Raw genomic sequence first — 21,086 nt, 5'->3', positions numbered from 1 at the left:
GCCGAAACGGGCCGAACGTGCTACCGCCGACCGGTGTATCTCCGGAGCCGTTTCCGGGCCCGCCGAGTTGCGCGCGATGCGCCCGGCGGGCCGCCGCGCGACGATCGAAGCCCAGGTCCGGGGCTGTGCACGGGAACTGACGGCGACTCGGACACACCCCTGTCCACCCGAACGGGTGAGTGGTGAGTAACACCACAAACCCCCGATTCCATTGGGATTTTCGGACAGGAGTGGGCCAAGATCCCTGTCTGACGACAAGCCCCCGCCACACCGGCGGGGCGCATCCAGGCGGACGCCGAGTCCTGCCGCCGCCCGGATGACCGGTCGACAGAAGTGCATCGGCAGGAGTGGAGGACCCGAGCAAGCCGGGTCGCCGGGACGGATGTCCGCGAGATGCGGACGATCGTGCCGAGCAACCCTTGGGGTGAAGCCGTGGTGACACGGCCGGGCAACTTCGCCAGCCCGAATCCGACAGGTCATCCTTCACAGGCGGCTGACGAAGGGTTGCGCATGACTGCGCTCAATCGTGTCCCGTCGCTGATGGCCCGGGCCGGTACGGCCTCCGCCCTCACCCTGGCCGCCGTCGGCGGGTCCATCATGGTGCCGGGGCTGGCCACCGACGCCTCCGCCGCGACCACCGCGTCGAAGGCACTGAAGGTCGCGGCGTCCAAGAAGGGCGCCCCCTACCGCTACGGAGCCACCGGGCCGGGCCGGTTCGACTGCTCGGGCCTGACGCTGTACTCGTTCAAGAAGGCCGGCAAGAAGCTGCCGCGCACGGCCGCGCAGCAGTACAACAAGACGCACCACATTTCCTCGGGCCACCGCAAGGCCGGCGACCTGGTCTTCTTCCACTCGGGTTCCAGCGTCTACCACGTCGGCATCTACGCCGGTAAGGGCAAGATCTGGCACGCGCCGAAGACCGGGGACGTGGTGCGGCTCCAGAAGATCTGGACCAAGAGCGTCTGGTACGGCCGGGTCAACTAGCGGCGACGGCCGGGGAACGGTCTCCACGGGCGTACACGCGCCCCGAGGTCGTTCCCCGGCTCAGCGGGCCGGAGAGGGTTCCGGACGGGCCGTGGTGGGCCGCGGCCGGCTCGGCACGCACCAGGGCAGCTCGACGAAGACCGTCTTGCCGCCCTCGCGGGTCGGCCGGACGCGCAGCTTGCCGCCGCACTCGACGGTGAGACACCGGATGATGGCCATGCCGCGCCCGTTGTCCTGGGCGACGGCGGCCGGGAGTCTCTTCGGCAGCCGGGGATGGCTGTCCGTCACGCCGATGAGCAGCAGCTCGTCCCGGGCCAGTACGACGTCCACGGTGAAGGTGGGCGACTGGCCCAGGGTGTGCTGGACGGCGTTGGTGGCCAGTTCGGAGACGATGAGGCGCACGGTGTCGATGACCTCGTCGTCCGCGGGGAGCCCCCAGCTCGCCAGGGTGCCCACCACGTAGGACCTGGCCGCCCGGACCGACGCGGGATCGCTCGGCAGAGTGACGGATGCTTCCAGATGGTCTGCCATGGCGAAGTCGTCCCTTTCCCACGGGCGGCCCGCCGTCCTCCCACGGGCCGCGCGAGGACGCGGGGCGGAGGCTTCGGACACGGTCCCGCTCTGGTGCCTGCACGTCAGACTGCCATCACGGAAGCGGTCCGGTGGACCAACCCCCCAGATACGCGGACATCTGTCGCTCAACGGGGTGAACTCTGCGACGCGAGACCGTATTTGACGGGGTTTTTCCCGGCCTCAGCAGGGCCGAACAGCGGTGATGACCCGTACGGCCCGTTCGATCTCCGCCTCCGACAGGTCCGCGCGGGCGGTCAGCCGCAGCCGGGAGACGCCGTCCGGGACGGACGGCGGGCGGAAGCAGCCGACCGACAGACCCTCGGCACGGCAGTCGGCGGCCCAGCGGACGGCGGCGTCGGGGGACGGCGCCCGTACGGAGACCACGGCCGCGTCCGGGCGTACCGCCGCGAGGCCCTCGGCGGTCAGCCGGGTGTGCAGTTCGGCGGCGACCGCGCGGACGCGCGCCGGGCGCGCCGGTTCGCGCCGGAGCAGGCGCAGCGCGGCGAGCGCGGCCCCCGCGGCGGCGGGGGCGAGGCCGGTGTCGAAGATGAACGTCCGCGCGGTGTTGACCAGATGGCCGATCACCCGCGCCGGGCCCAGCACCACCCCGCCCTGGCTGCCCAGCGACTTGGACAGCGTCGCCGTGGTGACCACGTCGGCCGCGCCCGCGAGCCCGGCGGCGTGGGCCGCGCCCCGGCCGCCCTCCCCCAGGACGCCGAGGCCGTGGGCGTCGTCCACGACCAGCCCGGCGCCGTGTTCCCGGCAGGCGTCGGCGAGCCGGCGCAGGGGGGCCGCGTCGCCGTCGACGGAGAACACCGTGTCGGAGACGGTGATGGCCTCCCCCTGATGGGTCGCCAGGGCCTTGGCCACGGCCTCCGGGTCGGCGTGCCCGACGACCTGGGTGGTGCCGCGCGCGAGGCGGCAGCCGTCGATCAGGGAGGCGTGGTTGCCCGCGTCGGAGACGATCAGCGAGCCGTGCGGGCCGAGCGCGGTGACGGCGGCCAGGTTGGCCGCGTAGCCGGAGGACAGGACGAGAGCCGCCTCGAAGCCGCAGAACGCGGCGAGTTCGGCCTCCAGGCGGGCGTGCAGCTCGGTGGTGCCGGTGACCAGCCGGGAACCGGTGGCGCCTCCGCCCCAGGTCCGGGCCGCTTCGGCGGCGCCCTCGACGACCTCCGGATGGCGGGCCAGGCCCAGATAGTCGTTGCTCGCCAGGTCCAGCAGGGGCGAGTCGGCGGGGCGGGGACGCAGGGTCCGCAGGAGTCCGGCGCGGCGGCGCGCCTCGGCCTGCTCGTCGATCCAGCCGAACGCCATGGCTCCTCCGGGGGCTTGCTCTGGTGGACGCTTTTGTAGACAACAGACAGACACTAGCGGCGCGAAGAGCCGCCCATGATGTGGCAATACCCACACGGTGAACCTCGGTCGTTGTGCGAAGTCTCCTTGGCCCGGGGCGGTCGGGTAGGACAGGATCAAGCCTCATGGACCTGCTGAACACGCTGGTGGACAAGGGACTGCGGCGCGAGACGCCGACGCGCGAGGAAGCGCTCGCCGTGCTCGCCACCTCCGACGACGACCTGCTCGATGTGGTGGCCGCGGCCGGCAAGGTGCGGCGGCACTGGTTCGGCCGCAGGGTGAAACTCAACTATCTGGTCAACCTCAAGTCGGGCCTGTGCCCGGAGGACTGCTCCTACTGCTCGCAGCGGCTGGGCTCCACGGCGGGCATCCTCAAGTACACCTGGCTCAAGCCCGACCAGGCGTCCGAGGCGGCGGCCGCCGGGCTCGCCGGGGGCGCCAAGCGGGTGTGCCTTGTGGCGTCCGGGCGCGGGCCCACCGACCGGGATGTGGACCGGGTCTCCGACACCATCAAGGCCATCAAGGAACAGAACGACGGTGTCGAGGTGTGCGCCTGCCTGGGCCTGCTGTCGGACGGCCAGGCGGAGCGGCTGCGCGCGGCGGGCGCCGACGCCTACAACCACAACCTCAACACCTCCGAGGCGACCTACGGCGACATCACCACGACCCACACCTACGCCGACCGGGTGGACACGGTGCACAAGGCGCACGCGGCCGGGCTGTCCGCCTGCTCGGGTCTGATCGCGGGCATGGGTGAGCGCGACGAGGACCTGGTGGACGTGGTGTTCGCGCTGCGCGAGCTGGACCCGGACTCCGTTCCGGTGAACTTCCTCATCCCGTTCGAGGGCACCCCGCTCGCCAAGGAGTGGAACCTCACCCCGCAGCGGTGTCTGCGCATCCTCGCGATGGTCCGCTTCGTCTGCCCGGACGTGGAGGTACGGATCGCGGGCGGCCGGGAGGTGCACCTGCGCTCGCTCCAGCCCCTCGCGCTGCACCTGGCCAACTCGATCTTCCTCGGGGACTACCTGACCAGCGAGGGCCAGGCGGGCAAGGCCGACCTGGAGATGATCGCGGACGCCGGGTTCGAAGTGGAGGGCGCGGACGAGGTGACGCTGCCTGAGCACCGGGCGGCGGCCGGGGGTGGCTGCGGGTCGCATGCGGCGGCGGGCGGATGCGGCACGGACGCCGAGCCGGTCGGGTGCGGGTCGCACACCGACGGCGGGGTCTGCGGTACGGCCTCGGTCGCGGCCGAGGCGCCCGCGTCCGCCGAGCCGCGTACCGATCTGGTCGCCGTGCGCCGCCGGGGTGCCGGGACGGACCTCGCGCCCAATGCCTGACCTGGGTACGGCCGAGCTGCTGGAGCTGGACCGGCGGCATGTGTGGCATCCGTACGGTCCGATGCCGGGCCGGAGCGAACCGCTCGTCGTGGAGTCGGCGAGCGGGGTCCGGCTGCGGCTGGCGGACGGCGCGGAGCTGGTCGACGGGATGTCGTCCTGGTGGTCGGCGATCCACGGGTACCGGCACCCGGTGCTGGACGAGGCGGCGCGCGAGCAGTTGGGCCGGATGAGCCATGTGATGTTCGGCGGGCTCACCCATGAGCCCGCCGTACGGCTGGCGAAGCTCCTTGTCGACATGTCGCCCGAGGGCCTCGAGCACGTCTTCCTCGCGGACTCCGGGTCGGTGTCCGTCGAGGTGGCCGTCAAGATGTGTCTCCAGTACTGGCGTTCGCTCGGCCGCCCCGGCAAGCGGCGCCTGCTGACCTGGCGCGGCGGGTACCACGGCGACACCTGGCACCCCATGTCGGTGTGCGACCCCGAGGGCGGCATGCACGGGCTGTGGTCCGGCGCCCTGCCCCGCCAGGTCTTCGCGGACGCGCCGCCCGCCGCCTACGAGGAGGCGTACGCGGAGCATCTGCGGTCGATGATCGAACGGCATGCGGACGAACTGGCCGCCGTGCTCGTGGAGCCGGTGGTGCAGGGCGCGGGCGGGATGCGGTTCCACTCCCCCGCGTATCTGCGGGTGCTGCGCGAGGCGTGCGACGCGCACGACGTGCTGCTGGTGTTCGACGAGATCGCCACCGGCTTCGGGCGTACGGGCGCGCTGTTCGCGGCGGAGCATGCCGCGGTCCCGCCCGATGTGATGTGTGTGGGCAAGGCGCTGACCGGCGGCTATCTGACGCTGGCGGCGACCTTGTGCACCGCGCGGGTGGCCGACGGCATCTCGCGCGGCGAGGTGCCGGTGCTCGCGCACGGGCCGACCTTCATGGGCAACCCGCTGGCCGCCAACGTTGCCTGCGCCTCCGTCGAGCTGCTGCTCGGGCAGGACTGGCGGGGCGAGGTCAAGCGGATCGAGACCGGCCTGCGGGAGGGTCTCGCCGGGGCTGCGGAGCTGCCCGGGGTCCGGGACGTGCGCGTGCTGGGCGCCATCGGGGTGGTCCAGCTCGACCACGAGGTGGACATGGCGGCCGCTACGCGGGCCGCCGTGCGGGAGGGCGTGTGGCTGCGCCCCTTCCGCGACCTGCTCTACACGATGCCGCCGTACGTCACGGACGACGCGGACGTGGCACGGATCGCGCGCGCGGTGTGCGCCGCGGCGCGGGAGGGATGACATGCCGGTACTGGTGATCACGGGCACGGGCACGGAGATCGGCAAGACGATGGTGACGGCCGCCGTGGCGGCCGCCGCCCTCGCGGCCGGCCGCTCGGTGGCCGTCCTGAAGCCCGCGCAGACGGGCGTACGTCCGGACGAGCGCGGCGACGCCGACGAGGTGGCCCGCCTGGCGGGCCCGGTCACGGCCCGCGAACTGGCCCGCTACCCCGACCCGTTGGCCCCCGCCACCGCCGCCCGTCGCTCCGGCCTCCCCCCGGTCCACCCCCACGACGTGGCGGAAGCCGCCGCCAAGCTCGCCACCGACCACGACCTGGTCCTGGTGGAGGGCGCGGGCGGCCTCCTGGTCCGCTTCGACCCCACGGGCGGCACCCTGGCCGACGCGGCGTCCCTCTTGAACGCCCCGGTCCTCCTGGTCGCCCCGGCGGGCCTGGGCACCCTCAACTCCACAGAACTCACCGCCCGCGAACTCCGGTCCCGCCACCTGGAGTTGACCGGCGTGGTGATCGGCTCCTGGCCCCCCTCCCCCGACCTGGCCACCCGCTGCAACGTCACCGACCTCCCGGAGGTGGCCGGAGCACCCCTCCTGGGCGCGCTACCCCAGGGCACGGGCGCCCTGACCCCGGCGGAGTTCCGCAAGGAGGCACCGGCCTGGCTGTCCCCCCGCCTGTGGGGGACGTGGGACGCGGACGGATTCCGGGGGCGTGAGGGGATGGGGTAGGGACGCCGGCCCGTCCGCCTGCCGGCCCTAGTCCCGGTACATGCTCAACGCGTAGATCATGCGGCGCAGCCGTGACTTCTTGGCTGCCGAGGAATAGGCGTACAGGAACGGCCATTGCGGCCCGTCGAAGCTGCTGGGCAGCCAGCCCATCTGCTGAGCCAGGCCGTTGCCGATACCGAAGACCCCGGCCGCCATGCCCACGGTGTTCAGCGCCTGTCCAGGGGAGAGGATGAAGTCGGCCGCGGTGGCCACGAGATCGACGACCCCCACGATGGTCGGCAGCGACCTGCGCGCGCTCAGCCGGCCGAAGGGTCCGCTCAGACGGGCACGGCTCATCTGCTCGCGGAGTTCGCGGATGACGAGGCCGTCGATGTCACGGCTGGGGTGGTACCGGTACTGCTCGCACACGGCGTTGATCCAGGCGACCAGTTCCTGACGCCCCTCGCCCGCGATGAAGGCGTCGAGGCTTCGTGGTCCGGCATGGATGTCCAGGTGATGAAGGACTTGGATCAGTTGCCCCGCCAGATCCGCCATGCGTTGCTGCGAGGGTTCGGCGGTGCGAGCCGGAGGGTGCCCGCCCGGCCCTTCGCCGGCGGCCGGGGCTTGGTTGATGAGCCGCATGAAGCGTGGGTCGGATGGGCTCAGAAAGAGCGGGAGCGTGGCTCCCGAAAGATCGAACGCCGCCCCATGGTTGTACCCGGCGCGAAGAATCCACTTCGCGATCTCGAACTCCCCGCCGTCGGCATGGCGCCTGGCGGCTGTCAGGGTGCCCACCGGTATCTTCCGTTCGGCGTCCTTGCTGCGGAATGCCTTGTTCCAGTAGGCGACCTGACGGGGGTTGGCCGTCAGGGACTGGATCGCTGCCGCCTCTCCTTCCTCGGGAGGGGCGGAGAGCACACGGCGGAAGGACTCCTCCTGCGCCTCGTCATTGCGCAGGATCGACAGCAGCGCGTCGTCGATCTCCGGGTCCCAGGTCGCGTGCGGCCAGGGATGCGAGTCACGGAATCTGCGGTCCCGTAGCCACTCGTCGCGCGCGATCACACGGATGAAGCCTTGATCGACGTAGCGGATGAACTCCCCGGGCGTGATCCGGCTGAACTGCCTGATCAGCACGCTGGACGGTGCCCACAGATTGAGCGGCTGGCTCAGCGCCACGAGATGGTGAAGATCCTGATATCCGCGTTCCCCGTAATCGCTGATGTGACAGAACGTGGGGAATATGGCGCCCGGAGAGTCGGTCACGTATGCGAGACCTTTCGCGGCAGCGGTCCTGCGAGGGGACGGGAAGGCCGCGGCCCCGTGAGTCACCGGAATCCTCGACGACGCAGAATTCGGCGGACGCAGACTTCATGGGCCCTTCCTGCCCGCCTGATTGGTTCCCCAATCGCGGCCAGTGACCGATTTTCCCGGGGGTGTAAAGCTCTCTCTCCTGCATCCGCCGCTCCACCGATTGCCGAACACCGTTTCAGGTGTGGTTCGGGTCACACTAGGCTCGGCCGTGGCCGAGGAGTCGGGATGTCGAGGCGATGGGGAGTGCATCTTGTTCACATCTGCTGCTCAGGACGCGCCGGGTGCGGTGCCGGGCCGGGGGACGGTGGCGCGGGCCCGGGGGCTGACGAAGGCGTACGGGACCGGGGAGACGGCCGTGATCGCGCTGGACTCGGTGGACGTGGACATCGCGCGCGGGCGGTTCACCGCCGTGATGGGGCCCTCCGGGTCGGGGAAGTCGACGCTGATGCACTGCCTGGCCGGGCTGGACACGGTCTCGGCCGGGCAGGTGTGGCTCGGGGACACCGAGATCACGGGGCTGAAGGACGGCGAGCTGACCAGGCTGCGCCGGGACCGGATCGGGTTCGTCTTCCAGTCGTTCAATCTGATCCCCACCCTGACGGCGGCCGAGAACATCACCCTGCCGATGGACATCGCGGGCCGCAGGCCCGAGCCCGGCTGGGTGGACCAGGTGATCGACCGGCTGGGGCTGCGGGACCGGCTCGGTCATCGCCCCGCCCAGTTGTCCGGCGGACAGCAGCAGCGTGTCGCCTGCGCGCGGGCGCTGGCCTCGCAGCCGGAGCTGATCTTCGCGGACGAGCCCACCGGCAACCTGGACTCCCGCTCGGGTCTGGAGGTGCTGGGCTTCCTGCGCAGCGCGGTGGACGACCTCGGGCAGAGCGTGGTCATGGTGACGCACGACCCGGGCGCCGCCGCCCACTCCGACCTGGTGCTCTTCCTGGGCGACGGCCGGATCGTGGACCGCATGGAGCGGCCCACGGCGGACACCGTGCTGGAGCGGATGAAGGCGTTCGACGTGGTCCGGGGCCGGCTCGGCGACGACGCCGTGGCGCGGGAGGACTGAACCCCCGTGCTCAAGGCGACCCTGAGAAGTTTTCTCGCGCACAAGGGGCGGCTGGCGCTCTCCGCGCTGGCCGTCGTGCTGTCCGTGGCCTTCGTCTCGGGGAGCCTGATCTTCTCCGACACGGTGACCCGTACCTTCGACCGGCTGTTCGCCTCCACCGCGGCGGACGTGACGGTCGGCCCGAAGCAGGACCTCCGCTCCCCGGTACCGGGCGGCGCGACGCAGACGGTGCCCGCCGACCTCGCGCGCCGGGTGGCGAAGGTTCCCGGGGTCGCGTCGGCGCACGCGGACGTGTCGGTGCAGAACGTCACGGTGATCGACGACCGGAACCGGTCCGTCGGCCCGACCACCGGCGCCCCGACCATCGCCACCTCCTGGCACCTGACCGACCGCAGCCCGGTGGAGCTGACCTCCGGTCACGCCCCGCGCGGCGCGGACCAGGCGCTGCTGGACGCCGACACCGCGAGCAAGAAGCACGTGGGCATCGGCGACACGCTGACCGTCCAGGCCCAGCCAGGGACGTTCCGGGTGCGGGTCGTGGGCATCGCCACCTTCCGCACCACCAACCCCGGCGCGGCCCTGGTCTTCATGGACCAGGCCACGGCAGGGAAGCAGTTGCTGGGCTCGGCGAACAAGGCCACCGCCATCTCGGTGGAGGCGGCGCCGGGGGTCACCGACCCGGAGCTGAAGAACCGGGTCGCCGCCGCGATCGGCAGCGGCGGCTACGAGCTGAGGACCGCCGCCGAGCAGGCCAAGTCGGCGGCGGCGAACCTCGGCGGATTCCTCGACGTGATCAAGTACGTGATGCTGGGCTTCGCCGGGATCGCGGTGCTCGTCGGCATCTTCCTGATCGTCAACACCTTCTCCATGCTGATCGCCCAGCGCACCCGTGAGCTGGGCCTGCTGCGGGCGCTGGGCGCGGACCGGCGTCAGGTCCGGCGCTCGGTGCTGCTGGAGGCGCTGCTGCTCGGGGTGGTGGGCTCCACGCTGGGGCTCGCGGCCGGGATCGGGATGGCGTACGGGCTGATCCGGCTGATGAGCCTGTTCGGGATGAACCTGAAGGCCACCGAGATGGTGATCGGCTGGGGCACGCCGGTCGCGGCGTACGTGGTCGGCGTGGGCGTCACCTTCGTCGCCGCGTACCTCCCCGCGCGGCGGGCGGCGACGGTGTCGCCGATGGCCGCGCTGTCGGACGCGGAGATCGCCGGGGTGGACAAGCCGCTGACCGGCCGGGCGATCGCCGGCGCGGTCATGGGCGTGGCCGGGGCGGCGGCGCTGGCCGGGTGCGTGGCGGCGACGAAGGCGGCGCCGGCGGCCGCGCTGCTGGGGCTGGGCGTGGTGCTCACGCTGATCGCCATGGTGATCGCCGGGCCGCTGCTGGTGCGGCCGGTGATCCGGGTGCTGGGCGGCGCGTTCCCCGCGCTGTTCGGTTCGGTGGGCCGGATGAGCCAGCGCAACGCGCTGCGCAACCCGCGCCGTACGGGTGCCACGGCGGCGGCGCTGATGGTGGGCCTCGCGCTGGTCGGCGGGATGTCGGTGGCGAGCGCCTCGATGTCGGCCTCGTTCGACCGGCAGATCGACCGCACCCTGGGCGCGGACTTCATCGTGCAGAGCGCCAACTTCACCCCGTTCAGCGCCGACGTGCGGCGCACGGTGCGGGGCACGCAGGGCGTCGGGCTGGTCGTACCGCAGCGGATCACGCCGCTCGCGGTGCGGATGCCGGACGGCAGGCGGGTGCAGACGGCCGCCTCCGCCTACGGCCCGCGTCTGGACGACGTCGTGCACCTCACCTACGCGAGCGGCGGCACCGGGGCCGCGCTGGCGGACGGCCGGCTGGCGATGGACGCCAAGTTCGCGCGGGACCACGGGGCGCGGCGGGGCAGCGTGCTGCCGGTCGAGTTCCCCGGTGGCAAGGTGGCCCGGCTGACGGTCGGCGCGCTCACCAACCTGGAGTCGCCGGAGGGCTTCGGCACCCAGGGCGGCATCTTCCTGGGCCTCGGCACGGCGGACAAGTACGTCCCGGGCGGCCAGGATTCGGTGCTCTACGTCAACGCCGCGCCCGGCACCGACGCGGCCGGGCTGCGGTCCGGCCTGACGTCGGCGCTCAAGCCGTACCCGCAGCTCCAGGTCCGCGACCAGGCCGACTACAAGAAGCTGGTGCACGACCAGATCTCGGTGCTGTTGTACCTGGTGTACGCGCTGCTCGGGCTGGCGATCGTCATCGCCGTGCTCGGGGTGGTCAACACCCTGGCGCTGTCGGTGGTGGAGCGTACCCGGGAGATCGGACTGCTGCGGGCGATCGGGCTGAGCCGGCGGCAACTGCGCCGGATGATCCGGCTGGAGTCGGTGGTGATCGCGGTGTTCGGCGCGGTCCTCGGGCTGGCGCTGGGGCTGGTGTGGGGAGTGTGCGGTCAGCAGGTGCTGGCGCTGCGCGGGATGAAGGAGCTGCAGGTGCCCTGGGGCACCATCGTCGCCGTGATGATCGGCTCGGCGGTGGTGGGCGTGGTCGCGGCCCTCCTCCCCGCGCTGCGGGCCTCACGGATGAACGTGCTGGCCGCGATCGCCCACGAGTGAGGGCCCGGTCGGGTGGCGGGTTTCTCCCCGGCACGGCACGGTATAGATGGTCCGTACCGCGTGATCTGCAAGGGGGCGCGTCCCGGCGCGGACTTCGGGCTCGCTCGCGGGTCCGCGTCTTCAGGGCCGGGCCCGGCCGGCCACCCAGGTACCGCGTCCCCCAGCCGGAAAAGGGATGCGCCATGACGACCACCTCCAGCGACGGGCAGGTCGGCTTCGCCGATCTCGACCTGGCCCCCGAGATCCAGCGGGCGCTGACCGCGCTCGGCTACGAGGAGCCCACCCCCATCCAGCAGGAGGCCATCCCGCCCCTGCTGGAGGGCAACGACCTGCTGGGGCAGGCGGCCACGGGCACCGGCAAGACCGCCGCCTTCGCACTGCCGGTGATCCAGCGCATCGCCCGCGAGGGCAAGGGCAAGGGCAAGGGGCCCAGCGCGCTGGTGCTGGTGCCGACCCGCGAGCTGGCCATCCAGGTCTCGGAGGCCGTGCACCGCTATGGCACCGACCTCGGCGTCCGCGTACTGCCGGTCTACGGCGGGCAGCCCATCGGCCGGCAGCTCCGCGAACTCCAGCGCGGGGTGGACGTGGTGGTGGCGACGCCGGGCCGGGCCCTGGATCACATCGCGCGCGGCACGCTCCCCCTGGGCGGCCTGCGCACGGTCGTGCTGGACGAGGCCGACGAGATGCTGGACATGGGCTTCGCGGAGGACATCGACTCGATCCTGGAGAACATGCCGGAGGAGCGGCAGACGGTGCTGTTCTCGGCGACGATGCCCTCGCGGATCGACTCCATGGCGCGCAAGCACCTGAGCGACCCGGTGCGGGTGCGGATCGAGCGGGAGGCTCCGGCGCCCGGCGAGGCACCGCGCATCCGGGAGTCGGCGTACATCGTGGGGCGCTCGCAGAAGGCGGCCGCGCTGGGGCGGCTGCTGGACGTGGAATCCCCGGACGCGGCGATCGTGTTCTGCCGCACCCGTGACCAGGTCGACCAGCTCTCCGAGACCCTGAACGGCCGCGGCTACCGCGCCGAGGCGCTGCACGGCGGGCTGAGCCAGGAGCAGCGGGACCGGGTGATGGGCAGGCTGCGCGGCGGCACGGCGGATCTGCTGGTCGCCACCGATGTCGCGGCGCGCGGTATCGACGTCGAGCACCTCACGCATGTGATCAATTACGACGTGCCCTCGGCGCCGGAGTCGTACGTGCACCGCATCGGCCGGGTGGGGCGCGCGGGCCGCGAGGGTGTGGCGATCACGCTCGCGGAGCCCCGTGAGTCGCGGATGCTCAAGGCGATCGAGCGGGCGACCGGCCGCAAGGTGCCGCTGGAGAAGGTGCCCTCGGTCGCGGATCTGCGGGCCAGGCGGCTGGAGCTGACGCGGGCGGCGCTGTACGAGAGCCTGCTGGAGGACGAGGACCTGGAGCGGTTCCGGGTGGTGGTGGAGACCCTCGGGGACGAGTTCGACGTGATGGACGTGGCGCTGGCGGCGGTGAAGCTGGCCCACGAGTCGGGCGGCGCGGCGTTCGACGAGGAGGAGATCCCGGAACTGGCGCCCCGGGACCGTGACCGGGACCGCGGCGACCGGGGCCGGGACCGGGACAGGGGTCCGCGCGGGCGGCGGCCCCAGCGGACCTCGCCGGGGATGACACGGCTGTTCATCGGCGCCGGCCGCAGTTCGGGCGTACGGCCGCAGGACCTCGTCGGCGCCATCGCCGGGGAGACCCGGCTGAGCGGGCGGGACATCGGGGCGATCGAGATCGCGGACCGCTTCTCCCTGGTGGAGGTCCCCGAAGAGTCCGCGGACGACGTGGTACGGGCGATGCGCGGCGCCAACGTCAAGGGGCGCCGCGCCCAGGTGCGCCGGGAGCGGGACCAGTCCCGCTGACGCTCCGGCCGCCGGTCTCGCATGCCGGAAACTCCCTGGCCCGGCGGCCGGGCGCTCTGCTTGGCTCGGATCATGAGCGATCCGCGCATCCGCCACGCCACCCCTGCGGACATCGACGCCGTGCTGGCGTTCTGGGGTGAGGCCGCCGAGGGCACGAGCATCAGCGACGACCACGCCGGTGTGGCCCGGCTCATCGAACGGGACCCGGAGGCCCTGCTCCTGGCGGAGTTGGACGGGGTGCTGGTCGGCACGGTCATCGCGGGCTTCGACGGCTGGCGGTGCTCGGCCTACCGGCTCGCGGTGCACCCCGGGCACCGGCGCCGGGGCATCTCGCGGGTGCTGCTGGCGGCGGCCGAGGACCGGTTCGCGGCACTGGGCGGGCGCCGGGTGGACGCGATGGTGCTGGTGCGCAACGAGATGGCTCATCATGCCTGGAGCGCGGCGGGGTACGGGCCGGAGGAGAGGTGGCGTCGCTGGGTCAAGCCGCTGAACGGCTGAACCCACGGGGGCCGCTTTGCTGATCCTTTACCATTGAGGCAGCACCTCGGCACTCGATGAAAGGTTGTGAGCGTCCACCCATGGGCGACCCTGCCGGTCCGCGTCACCGACATCGCGCGGTCCTCCCCGTCCTGACCGATCCTGGGACGGAGGTGACCCGATGACCGAAGTGCTCCTCCTGCTGGTGGCGATCCTGCTGTCACTCGCCTGTGGCGCCTTCGTGGCGGCCGAGTTCTCACTGACCACGGTCGAGCGCGGCGAACTGGAGCGGGCCGCGGCGCGCGGCGAGACCGGCGCATCCGGCGCGCTGAAGGCCGTACGCAACCTCACCTTCCAGCTCTCCGGCGCGCAGCTCGGCATCACCGTCACCAACCTGGTCGTCGGCATGCTGGCCGAGCCGTCCATCGCGGCGCTGCTCTCCGGGCCGTTCCGGGCGATGGGCCTGTCCGACACCACGGCCCGCTCGGCCGCGCTGGTGCTGGGCACCGCCCTGTCGACGGTGTTCCTGATGGTCGTCGGCGAACTGGTGCCGAAGAACTGGGCGATCTCCTCCCCGCTGGCCGTGGCCAAGCGGGTGGGCACCCCGCAGCGCTGGTTCAGCCTGGCCTTCCGCCCCTTCATCACCCACCTCAACAACACGGCCAACCGGGTCGTACGCCGCTTGGGCCTGGAGCCCGCCGAGGAACTGGCCTCCGCACGCGGCCCCCAGGAACTGGTGGCGCTCGCCCGGCACTCCGCCAAGGCGGGCGCGCTGGAGCCGGACACCGCCGAACTGTTCGTGCGCACGCTGAACCTGGCGGACCTGTCGGCGGAGAACGTGATGACCCCGCGCGTCCAGGTCGTCGCCCTCGACACCCTCGCCACCTGCGAGGACGTGGCGAACGCGACCCGGGCCACCGGCCTCTCCCGCTTCCCGGTCTACCGGGGCAACCTGGACTCGGTCGTCGGCGTCGCCCACATCAAGGACGTGCTGGCGCTGCCCGCCGAGGACCGTCCGGTCCGCTCGGTCACCCAGATCATGCGCGAGCCCCTGCTGGTCCCGGAGTCCCTGACCGTGGACCGGCTGCTGGACCGGTTGTCGGGCAGGCGCACCATGGCCGTCGTCATAGACGAGTACGGCGGCACGGCGGGCGTGGCGACGCTGGAGGACATCGTCGAGGAGGTCGTCGGCGAGGTCCGCGACGAGCACGACCCGCACGAGACCCCCGACCTGGCCCCGGCCGGCACCGACGACCAGGGCCGCGCCCTGTACTCGGCGGACGGCGCGGCCCGCACCGACCAACTGGCGCGGGTGGGGCTGAGGGTGCCCGACGGCCCGTACGAGACGCTGGCCGGGCTGGTCGCCACCGAGCTGGGCCGTATCCCGGAGGTCGGGGACCGCGTGGACGCCGGCGGCTGGCGGCTGGACGTGGTGGACGCCTCCGGGCACCGGGCCGCGCGGGTGCTGCTGCACGCGCCGGCCAACGGGTCGCACGGCGGACACGCCGACGAGTCGGCGGGGAGGGCGCGATGACCGCCGTACAGATCCTGATCGGTCTGGCGACCCTGGTCGTCAACGCCTTCTTCGTGGGCGCCGAGTTCGCGCTGATCTCGGTCCGCCGCTCGCAGGTGGAGCCGCTGGCCCAGGAGGGCGACAGGCGGGCCCGGCGGGTGGTGTGGGGGCTGGAGCACGTGTCGGCGCTGATGGCGGCCGCGCAGCTCGGTATCACCCTGTGCACGCTGGTGCTCGGTGTGGTCGCGGAGCCGGCCATCGCGCATCTGCTGGAGCCGGTGTTCCATGCGGCCGGGGTGCCCTCGGGCGCCGGGCACGCGGTGTCGTTCGTGATCGCGCTGACCCTGGCCACCTATCTGCACATGCTGCTGGGCGAGATGGTGCCGAAGAACATCGCGCTGGCCGAGCCGGTGCGCACCGCGCTGCTGCTCGGCCCGCCGCTGGTGGCGCTGGCCCGCGCGCTGCGCCCGGTGATCTTCACCATCAACGCCTTCGCCAACGGCCTGCTGAAGCTGCTGCGGGTGGAGGCGAAGAGCGAGGTGTCCGCGACGTTCACCGACACCCAGCTGGCCGAGATCGTCAAGGACGCCACCGAGGCGGGCCTGATCGACGACCGGGCGCAGGAGCGCCTACACGACGCGCTGGAGCTGGGCAGCCGCCCGGTCCGGGACGTGATCGTGCCGCTGGAGCGGGTGGTCTACACGAGCGTCGGTGTCACCCCGGAGGAGTTGGAGCGGCTGTCGGCCGAGTCGGGGTTCTCCCGGTTCCCGGTGGTCGACGTGGGGCGCCGGATCGTGGGCTACCTGCATGTGAAGGACGCGCTGGACGCCTCTCCGCGCGATGTGCCGTTCCGGCTGCGCGACATGCGGCCGATCGCGCGGGTGCGGGAGACCTCCCCGCTGGACGACGTGCTCACCGCGATGCGCGGCAGCCGTACGCATGTGGCGGCGGTGACCGGCGCGGACGGGAAGCTGGCCGGGCTGGTGACCATGGAGGACGTGCTGCGGGAGCTGTTCGGGCAGCCCGCCTGAGCCGTGCCGGGGCTGCGCACGGGGGCACCGACCGGTGGGTATGGCGCCGGGATACCATCTCTGTCGCCATGCAGACGAATCCCACACCTCCCGCGTACACCAGCCTCGTCGCCGTCGGCGACTCCTTCACCGAGGGCATGTCGGACCTACTGCCCGACGGCTCCTACCGGGGCTGGGCGGATCTCCTCGCGGCCCGGATGGCCGCCCGCACGCCCGGCTTCCGGTACGCCAACCTGGCGGTGCGCGGGAAGCTGATCCAGCAGATCGTGGACGAGCAGGTCGGCCTGGCGGCCGCGATGCGCCCCGACGTGATCACGCTGGTCGGCGGGCTCAACGACACCCTGCGCCCCAAGTGCGACATGGTGCGGGTGCGGGACCTGCTCACCGAGGCCGTGGAACGGCTGGCGCCCAACTGCGAGCGGCTGGTGCTGATGCACAGCCCCGGCCGCCAGGGCCCGGTGCTGGACCGGTTCCGGCCGCGCATGGAGGAGCTGTTCGCCTGCGTGGACGAGCTGGCCGCCAAGCACGACGCGGTCGTGGTCGACCTGTACGGGGCGCCCTCGCTGGGCGACCCGCGCCTGTGGGACGTAGACCGGCTGCACCTGACCCACGAGGGGCACCGCAGGGTGGCGGAGGCGGTCTGGCAGGCGCTCGGCCACGACGCGGAGGACGCCGAGTGGCGCACCCCGCTGGCAGCCACCCCGCCGCCCGGCTGGCGGGCCCGCCGGGTCGCCGACGTCCGCTTCACCCGGCAGTACCTGCTGCCCTGGATAGCCCGCCGCCTCACCGGCCGCTCCTCCGGCGACGGCCTCCCGGCCAAGCGCCCGGACCTGCTGCCGTACGAGCTGACGCACCAGGACCGGGCGTAGCACCTGGCCGGTGCGCCGGTCACCCGACCGGAGCGTCGGCACCGTCCAGGGGAACGCCGAGTCGGCCGGCGACCGTCGTCAGGGCCGGGCCCAACGGGAGGGCGACGCGCGCGCGGGCGTGGACGTCGCCTCGCGTGGGGGCCAGGTTGACGACGAGCACCGGCTTACCGGCCTCGGCCGCCTGGCGGACGAAGCGGAGACCGGACATCACCGTCAGCGAGGAGCCCAGGACCAGCACCGTGGTCGCCCCGCGGACCAGGGCGCGGCAGTGCTCGACCCGGGCGGGCGGGACCGCCTCGCCGAAGAAGACCACGTCCGGCTTGAGGATGCCGCCGCAGACCGTGCAGGGCACCACGCGGAAGTCGCCGACCTGGTCGTCGGTGAGGTCGGCGTCACCGTCCGGGTTGATGCCGACGGCCACCGGGTCGAACCCCGGATTCGCCTCCTCCAGGCGTGCGGCGAGGACGCGGCGGGCGCTGAGGTCGCCGCAGGAGAGGCAGACGACACGGTCGAGGCTGCCGTGGAGTTCCACGACGTCCTCGCTCCCGGCCGCCTGGTGCAGGCCGTCGACGTTCTGGGTGATCACGCCGGAGAGCAGGCCGTGCCGGCCGAACGCGGCCACCGCCCGGTGCCCGGCGTTGGGGCGGGCGCGGCCGAAGGTGCGCCAGCCGAGGTGGCTGCGGGCCCAGTACCGGCGCCGGGCCTGGGCTCCGGCGGTGAAGTCCTGGTAGGTCATCGGGGTGTGCCGGCTCAGGCTGCCGCCCTCGCCCCGGTAGTCGGGGATACCGGACTCCGTGGAGATGCCCGCCCCGCTGAGCACGAGCACTCCGCCCGCGCTCAGTGCCTCGGCGACCGGCTCCGGATCGGTGATGCCCGGCGGGAGTTCCCCGCTCGGGGTCCAGCTCAACGTAGGACGCATGCGCATACTGCAAGAGTAGGGAACCCGTCTTCGGCGGCCGCCGCGCACACCTTGTAGCTTCCTCCGAGCCACCCCACGGCGCTGGCCTGCACGAATCGCCAGTACAATCCGTACACGTGACTTCAGCGCCCGCCAAGCCCCGCATCCCCAACGTCCTCGCCGGACGCTACGCCTCCGCCGAGCTCGCCACGCTCTGGTCGCCCGAGCAGAAGGTGAGGCTGGAGCGGCAGCTCTGGCTCGCCGTGCTGCGCGCCCAGAAGGACCTGGGCATCGAGGTGCCGGACGAGGCCATCGCCGACTACGAGCGCGTCCTCGACACCGTGGACCTGGCCTCCATCGCCGAGCGCGAGAAGGTCACCCGGCACGACGTGAAGGCGCGGATCGAGGAGTTCAACGACCTCGCCGGACACGAGCACGTCCACAAGGGCATGACCTCGCGCGACCTCACCGAGAACGTCGAGCAGCTCCAGATCCGGCTCTCCCTGGAGCTGGTCCGCGACCGCACGGTGGCCGTGCTGGCCCGCCTCGGCAGGCTGTCGGGCGAGTACGCGGAGCTGGTCATGGCCGGGCGCTCGCACAACGTGGCCGCGCAGGCCACCACCCTGGGCAAGCGCTTCGCCACCGCCGCCGACGAGCTGCTGGTGGCCTACGGCCGGGTGGACGAGTTGCTGGGCCGCTACCCGCTGCGCGGCATCAAGGGTCCGGTCGGCACCGCGCAGGACATGCTGGACCTGCTGGGCGGGGACGCGGCCAAGCTGGCCGAGCTGGAGCAGCGCATCGCCCACCACCTGGGCTTCGGCCAGGCGTTCACCTCGGTCGGCCAGGTCTACCCGCGCTCGCTGGACTACGAGGTCGTCACCGCGCTGGTGCAGTTGGCGGCGGCGCCCTCCTCGCTGGCCAAGACCATCCGGCTGATGGCGGGGCACGAGCTGGTCACCGAGGGCTTCAAGCCCGGCCAGGTCGGCTCGTCCGCGATGCCGCACAAGATGAACACCCGCTCCTGCGAGCGCGTCAACGGCCTGATGGTGATCCTGCGCGGCTACGCCTCGATGACCGGCGAGCTGGCGGGCGACCAGTGGAACGAGGGCGACGTGTCCTGCTCGGTGGTGCGCCGGGTCGCGCTGCCCGACGCGTTCTTCGCGCTGGACGGCCTGCTGGAGACGTTCCTGACCGTGCTGGACGAGTTCGGCGCCTTCCCGGCCGTCGTCGCCCGCGAGCTGGACCGCTACCTGCCGTTCCTCGCCACCACCAAGGTGCTGATGGGCGCGGTGCGCGCGGGCGTGGGCCGCGAGGTCGCGCACGAGGCGATCAAGGAGAACGCGGTGGCCACCGCGCTCGCCATGCGGGAGCAGGGCGCCGAGCGCAACGACCTGCTGGACAAGCTCGCCGCCGACGACCGGCTTCCGCTCGACCGTGAGCAGTTGGCCGCGCTGATGGCCGACAAGCTGTCCTTCACCGGTGCGGCCGCCGACCAGGTCGGCGTGGTCGTGGGCCGGATCGAGGAGATCGCCAAGCAGCGCCCGGAGGCGGCCGGTTACACCCCCGGAGCGATCCTCTGACCTCCTTCACCCAGGCGGAACTGGAGGCCGCCCGCGACCGTCTCGTCCCCGACGTGCTCGCGGAGGGCCTCCATGTCCTGTTCTGCGGCATCAATCCGGGCCTGATGTCGGCGGCCACCGGCCACCACTTCGCCCGCCCCGGCAACCGCTTCTGGCCGGTGTTGCACCGCTCGGGCTTCACCCCACGCCAACTGAAGCCCGCCGAGGAGCGCGAACTGCTCTCCTACGGCCTCGGCATCACCAACGTGGTGGCCCGGGCGTCGGCCCGCGCGGACGAACTCTCGCCCGAGGAGTACGTCGAGGGCGGCCGGGTGCTGGCCGCCAAGGTGGAGCGTTACGCGCCCCGCTGGCTGGCCGTGGTGGGCGTGACCGCCTACCGGGCGGCCTTCGGTGACCGCAAGGCCCAAGTGGGCCCGCAGGAGCGCACGTTCGGCAACACCCGCGTCTGGGTGCTGCCCAACCCGAGCGGCCTGAACGCCCACTGGACGGTGGCGGGCATGGCGGAGGAGTTCGGCCGGCTGCGCGAGGCGGCGGACTAGGGCGGGGCCGTACGGGTGACCGTGGCGAGAAGGCGTATCTCGTCCGCCTCGTCCCGGTCGGCCACGCCGACCGCCAGCCACACCTCTCCCGCCTGCCATACGTCGAGTTCGTCGGTGCGCAGGCAGAGGGTGGCCCAGGGCTCGGGTATCTCTTCGCCGCGGGCGAGCCGGAGGCGGAGGGTGAGCTGGCCCCAGGGAGGTGCTTCGCCCCAGCGGGCGCCGAGGCGCCGGGCCATCGCTTCGCGCAGGGCGTGGAAGTCGTCCGAAGCCGTTCCCGGCCGGCCCGTCTCCAGTTCCACGGTGTGGTGCCCGGCCACGCCCGCCGGGAGGTCCCGCGTGCGGAGCCGGTCGATGGCGGCGAGATGCCGAGCGACGACGTCCATGTGTTCCAGTAAAGCCGCCGCCACTGACAATTGGCGGCGCGTCAGGCGTCCCGCCGCCGCACGCACCAGGCGCCCGCGCCCAGCGCCGCTCCCGCCCACAGCGCGGTCACCGCGAGCCCGGTCCAGGGACCGAGCGGGCCCTCGGGGGCGCTGTGCAGGGCGAGTTGGCCCGCCCGGTCGGGCAGGTAGCCGGCGGCGCCGGAGGCGAGGTCCCCGACGACGAAGGACACGGTCAGCAGGAACGGGATCAGCAGCCCGAGCGTGCCGACCCCGCTGCGCAGCACGGCCGCGAGTCCGGCGGCGAACAGCGCCATCAGCGTCAGGTACAGCGCGCAGCCGACCACCCCGCGCAGCCCCTCGGCCCAGGTGGGTCCCGGCTCCCCCGCCGTCGCCCTGCCCACCGCGAGTGTCGCCAGACCGGTTAGCAGCCCCACCGCGAGCACCGGCAGCGCGACGGCGACGGCCTTCGCGGCGAACCACCGCGCCCGGTCCGGCACCGCGGCCAGCGTCAGCCGCAGCGCACCGCCCCGGTACTCGCCGGACACCGCCAGCGCGCCGAACACCACGGCCGCGACCTGGCCGAGACTGACGCCGAAGAACACCGCGTACAGCGGGTCGGAACGGTCCGCCTGGGCGGCGGTGACCGCCGAGAAGGCCACGGTGACGACGAGCACCGCCGCCAGCGCGCCGAGCAGCGACCGCAGCGTCCGGATCTTGATCCACTCGGCGTGCAGTACGGGAACGAACGGCATGG

Annotated in this window: 19 protein-coding genes and 1 riboswitch; of the genes, 13 read left to right on the top strand and 6 right to left on the bottom strand. The window is 72.6% G+C overall.

Annotation, left to right across the window (positions count from 1 at the left end; genetic code table 11):
* Positions 1–283: 283 nt before the first annotated feature.
* Positions 284–507: riboswitch (cyclic di-AMP (ydaO/yuaA leader) on the top strand.
* Between the two features lie 3 nt (positions 508–510).
* The gene (locus OG448_RS26540; protein ID WP_030808998.1) at positions 511–984 is read left to right on the top strand and encodes a C40 family peptidase; all 474 of its coding nucleotides are present in this window, start codon (positions 511–513) and stop codon (positions 982–984) included.
* Positions 985–1,044: 60 nt separating this feature from the next.
* Here the strand turns inward: OG448_RS26540 and OG448_RS26535 are convergent, their stop codons facing one another.
* Both OG448_RS26535 and OG448_RS26530 read right to left on the bottom strand, forming a co-directional pair.
* Complete coding sequence (locus tag OG448_RS26535) at positions 1,045–1,515, bottom strand: ATP-binding protein (RefSeq protein ID WP_405557449.1); 471 nt, start codon at positions 1,513–1,515, stop codon at positions 1,045–1,047.
* A gap of 222 nt (positions 1,516–1,737) precedes the next feature.
* Positions 1,738–2,868: an 8-amino-7-oxononanoate synthase gene (locus OG448_RS26530; RefSeq protein ID WP_405557447.1), complete on the bottom strand. Its 1,131-nt coding sequence runs from the start codon at positions 2,866–2,868 to the stop codon at positions 1,738–1,740.
* Between the two features lie 164 nt (positions 2,869–3,032).
* Between OG448_RS26530 and bioB the strand changes: the two genes are divergently transcribed.
* The 3 genes from bioB to bioD are packed head-to-tail and all read left to right on the top strand — an operon-like array spanning position 3,033 to position 6,235.
* A complete protein-coding gene (bioB, locus tag OG448_RS26525; RefSeq protein WP_405557445.1) occupies positions 3,033–4,244 on the top strand; it encodes a biotin synthase BioB in 1,212 nt (403 codons plus the stop codon).
* Positions 4,237–5,514, top strand: coding sequence for an adenosylmethionine--8-amino-7-oxononanoate transaminase (locus tag OG448_RS26520; protein WP_405557443.1), 1,278 nt, complete (start codon positions 4,237–4,239; stop codon positions 5,512–5,514). The genes bioB and OG448_RS26520 overlap by 8 nt, the downstream gene beginning before the upstream one ends.
* A 1-nt stretch (position 5,515) precedes the next feature.
* On the top strand, positions 5,516–6,235 hold the full coding sequence (bioD, locus tag OG448_RS26515) for a dethiobiotin synthase (protein ID WP_405557441.1): 720 nt from the start codon (positions 5,516–5,518) through the stop codon (positions 6,233–6,235).
* A gap of 27 nt (positions 6,236–6,262) precedes the next feature.
* On the opposite strand, the gene OG448_RS26510 is transcribed toward bioD, so the two are convergent.
* Positions 6,263–7,477 (bottom strand): hypothetical protein, encoded by a 1,215-nt coding sequence (locus OG448_RS26510; protein ID WP_405557439.1) that lies wholly within the window; start codon positions 7,475–7,477, stop codon positions 6,263–6,265.
* Positions 7,478–7,775: 298 nt separating this feature from the next.
* On the opposite strand from OG448_RS26510, the gene OG448_RS26505 reads away from it, so the two are divergent.
* From OG448_RS26505 to OG448_RS26475, 7 genes are all read left to right on the top strand, one after another.
* Positions 7,776–8,588, top strand: a complete 813-nt coding sequence (locus OG448_RS26505; protein ID WP_391297956.1) for an ATP-binding cassette domain-containing protein — start codon at positions 7,776–7,778, stop codon at positions 8,586–8,588.
* Between the two features lie 6 nt (positions 8,589–8,594).
* Positions 8,595–11,162, top strand: coding sequence for an ABC transporter permease (locus OG448_RS26500; RefSeq protein WP_405557437.1), 2,568 nt, complete (start codon positions 8,595–8,597; stop codon positions 11,160–11,162).
* A 182-nt stretch (positions 11,163–11,344) separates the two neighbouring features.
* Positions 11,345–13,042: a DEAD/DEAH box helicase gene (locus tag OG448_RS26495; protein ID WP_405557436.1), complete on the top strand. Its 1,698-nt coding sequence runs from the start codon at positions 11,345–11,347 to the stop codon at positions 13,040–13,042.
* 72 nt (positions 13,043–13,114) lie between these two features.
* The gene (locus OG448_RS26490; protein WP_405557434.1) at positions 13,115–13,540 is read left to right on the top strand and encodes a GNAT family N-acetyltransferase; all 426 of its coding nucleotides are present in this window, start codon (positions 13,115–13,117) and stop codon (positions 13,538–13,540) included.
* Positions 13,541–13,700: 160 nt separating this feature from the next.
* The gene (locus tag OG448_RS26485; protein ID WP_405557432.1) at positions 13,701–15,053 is read left to right on the top strand and encodes a hemolysin family protein; all 1,353 of its coding nucleotides are present in this window, start codon (positions 13,701–13,703) and stop codon (positions 15,051–15,053) included.
* Positions 15,050–16,063, top strand: a complete 1,014-nt coding sequence (locus OG448_RS26480; RefSeq protein ID WP_405557430.1) for a hemolysin family protein — start codon at positions 15,050–15,052, stop codon at positions 16,061–16,063. Before OG448_RS26485 ends, OG448_RS26480 begins: the two co-directional genes overlap by 4 nt.
* A gap of 68 nt (positions 16,064–16,131) precedes the next feature.
* Positions 16,132–16,932 carry an SGNH/GDSL hydrolase family protein gene (locus OG448_RS26475; protein WP_405557428.1) on the top strand — a complete coding sequence of 267 codons (801 nt, stop codon included), beginning with the start codon at positions 16,132–16,134 and terminating at the stop codon, positions 16,930–16,932.
* 19 nt (positions 16,933–16,951) lie between these two features.
* Here OG448_RS26475 and OG448_RS26470 read toward each other — a convergent pair whose 3' ends face one another.
* Positions 16,952–17,857: an NAD-dependent protein deacetylase gene (locus OG448_RS26470; RefSeq protein WP_405557426.1), complete on the bottom strand. Its 906-nt coding sequence runs from the start codon at positions 17,855–17,857 to the stop codon at positions 16,952–16,954.
* 110 nt (positions 17,858–17,967) lie between these two features.
* Here OG448_RS26470 and purB point away from each other — a divergent pair, with 110 nt between their 5' ends.
* Together purB and mug are read left to right on the top strand one after the other, a co-directional pair.
* Positions 17,968–19,410, top strand: a complete 1,443-nt coding sequence (gene purB / locus OG448_RS26465; RefSeq protein WP_030808965.1) for an adenylosuccinate lyase — start codon at positions 17,968–17,970, stop codon at positions 19,408–19,410.
* A complete protein-coding gene (gene mug / locus OG448_RS26460) occupies positions 19,407–19,949 on the top strand; it encodes a G/U mismatch-specific DNA glycosylase (protein ID WP_405558975.1) in 543 nt (180 codons plus the stop codon). The genes purB and mug overlap by 4 nt, the downstream gene beginning before the upstream one ends.
* Here the strand turns inward: mug and OG448_RS26455 are convergent.
* Both OG448_RS26455 and OG448_RS26450 read right to left on the bottom strand, forming a co-directional pair.
* Positions 19,946–20,332 carry a hypothetical protein gene (locus tag OG448_RS26455; protein ID WP_405557424.1) on the bottom strand — a complete coding sequence of 129 codons (387 nt, stop codon included), beginning with the start codon at positions 20,330–20,332 and terminating at the stop codon, positions 19,946–19,948. The genes mug and OG448_RS26455 overlap by 4 nt on opposite strands.
* A 41-nt stretch (positions 20,333–20,373) precedes the next feature.
* Positions 20,374–21,084, bottom strand: coding sequence for an ABC transporter permease (locus OG448_RS26450; protein ID WP_405557422.1), 711 nt, complete (start codon positions 21,082–21,084; stop codon positions 20,374–20,376).
* Positions 21,085–21,086: the final 2 nt, after the last annotated feature.

Source organism: Streptomyces sp. NBC_01171 (genome assembly GCF_045039805.1).
GTDB lineage: Bacteria > Actinomycetota > Actinomycetes > Streptomycetales > Streptomycetaceae > Streptomyces.
This window is presented reverse-complemented; position numbering and strand designations above follow the sequence as displayed.

Excerpts from the sequence above, each read along its gene's own strand:
- OG448_RS26450 (WP_405557422.1), bottom strand. The coding sequence starts at position 21,084 with ATGCCGTTCGTTCCCGTACTGCACGCCGAGTGGATCAAGATCCGGACG.
- OG448_RS26535 (WP_405557449.1), bottom strand. The coding sequence starts at position 1,515 with ATGGCAGACCATCTGGAAGCATCCGTCACTCTGCCGAGCGATCCCGCG.
- OG448_RS26490 (WP_405557434.1), top strand. The coding sequence starts at position 13,115 with ATGAGCGATCCGCGCATCCGCCACGCCACCCCTGCGGACATCGACGCC.
- OG448_RS26455 (WP_405557424.1), bottom strand. The coding sequence starts at position 20,332 with ATGGACGTCGTCGCTCGGCATCTCGCCGCCATCGACCGGCTCCGCACG.
- OG448_RS26470 (WP_405557426.1), bottom strand. The coding sequence starts at position 17,857 with ATGCGCATGCGTCCTACGTTGAGCTGGACCCCGAGCGGGGAACTCCCG.
- OG448_RS26480 (WP_405557430.1), top strand. The coding sequence starts at position 15,050 with ATGACCGCCGTACAGATCCTGATCGGTCTGGCGACCCTGGTCGTCAAC.
- OG448_RS26530 (WP_405557447.1), bottom strand. The coding sequence starts at position 2,868 with ATGGCGTTCGGCTGGATCGACGAGCAGGCCGAGGCGCGCCGCCGCGCC.
- OG448_RS26485 (WP_405557432.1), top strand. The coding sequence starts at position 13,701 with ATGACCGAAGTGCTCCTCCTGCTGGTGGCGATCCTGCTGTCACTCGCC.
- OG448_RS26540 (WP_030808998.1), top strand. The coding sequence starts at position 511 with ATGACTGCGCTCAATCGTGTCCCGTCGCTGATGGCCCGGGCCGGTACG.
- OG448_RS26520 (WP_405557443.1), top strand. The coding sequence starts at position 4,237 with ATGCCTGACCTGGGTACGGCCGAGCTGCTGGAGCTGGACCGGCGGCAT.
- bioD (WP_405557441.1), top strand. The coding sequence starts at position 5,516 with ATGCCGGTACTGGTGATCACGGGCACGGGCACGGAGATCGGCAAGACG.
- bioB (WP_405557445.1), top strand. The coding sequence starts at position 3,033 with ATGGACCTGCTGAACACGCTGGTGGACAAGGGACTGCGGCGCGAGACG.
- OG448_RS26475 (WP_405557428.1), top strand. The coding sequence starts at position 16,132 with ATGCAGACGAATCCCACACCTCCCGCGTACACCAGCCTCGTCGCCGTC.
- OG448_RS26495 (WP_405557436.1), top strand. The coding sequence starts at position 11,345 with ATGACGACCACCTCCAGCGACGGGCAGGTCGGCTTCGCCGATCTCGAC.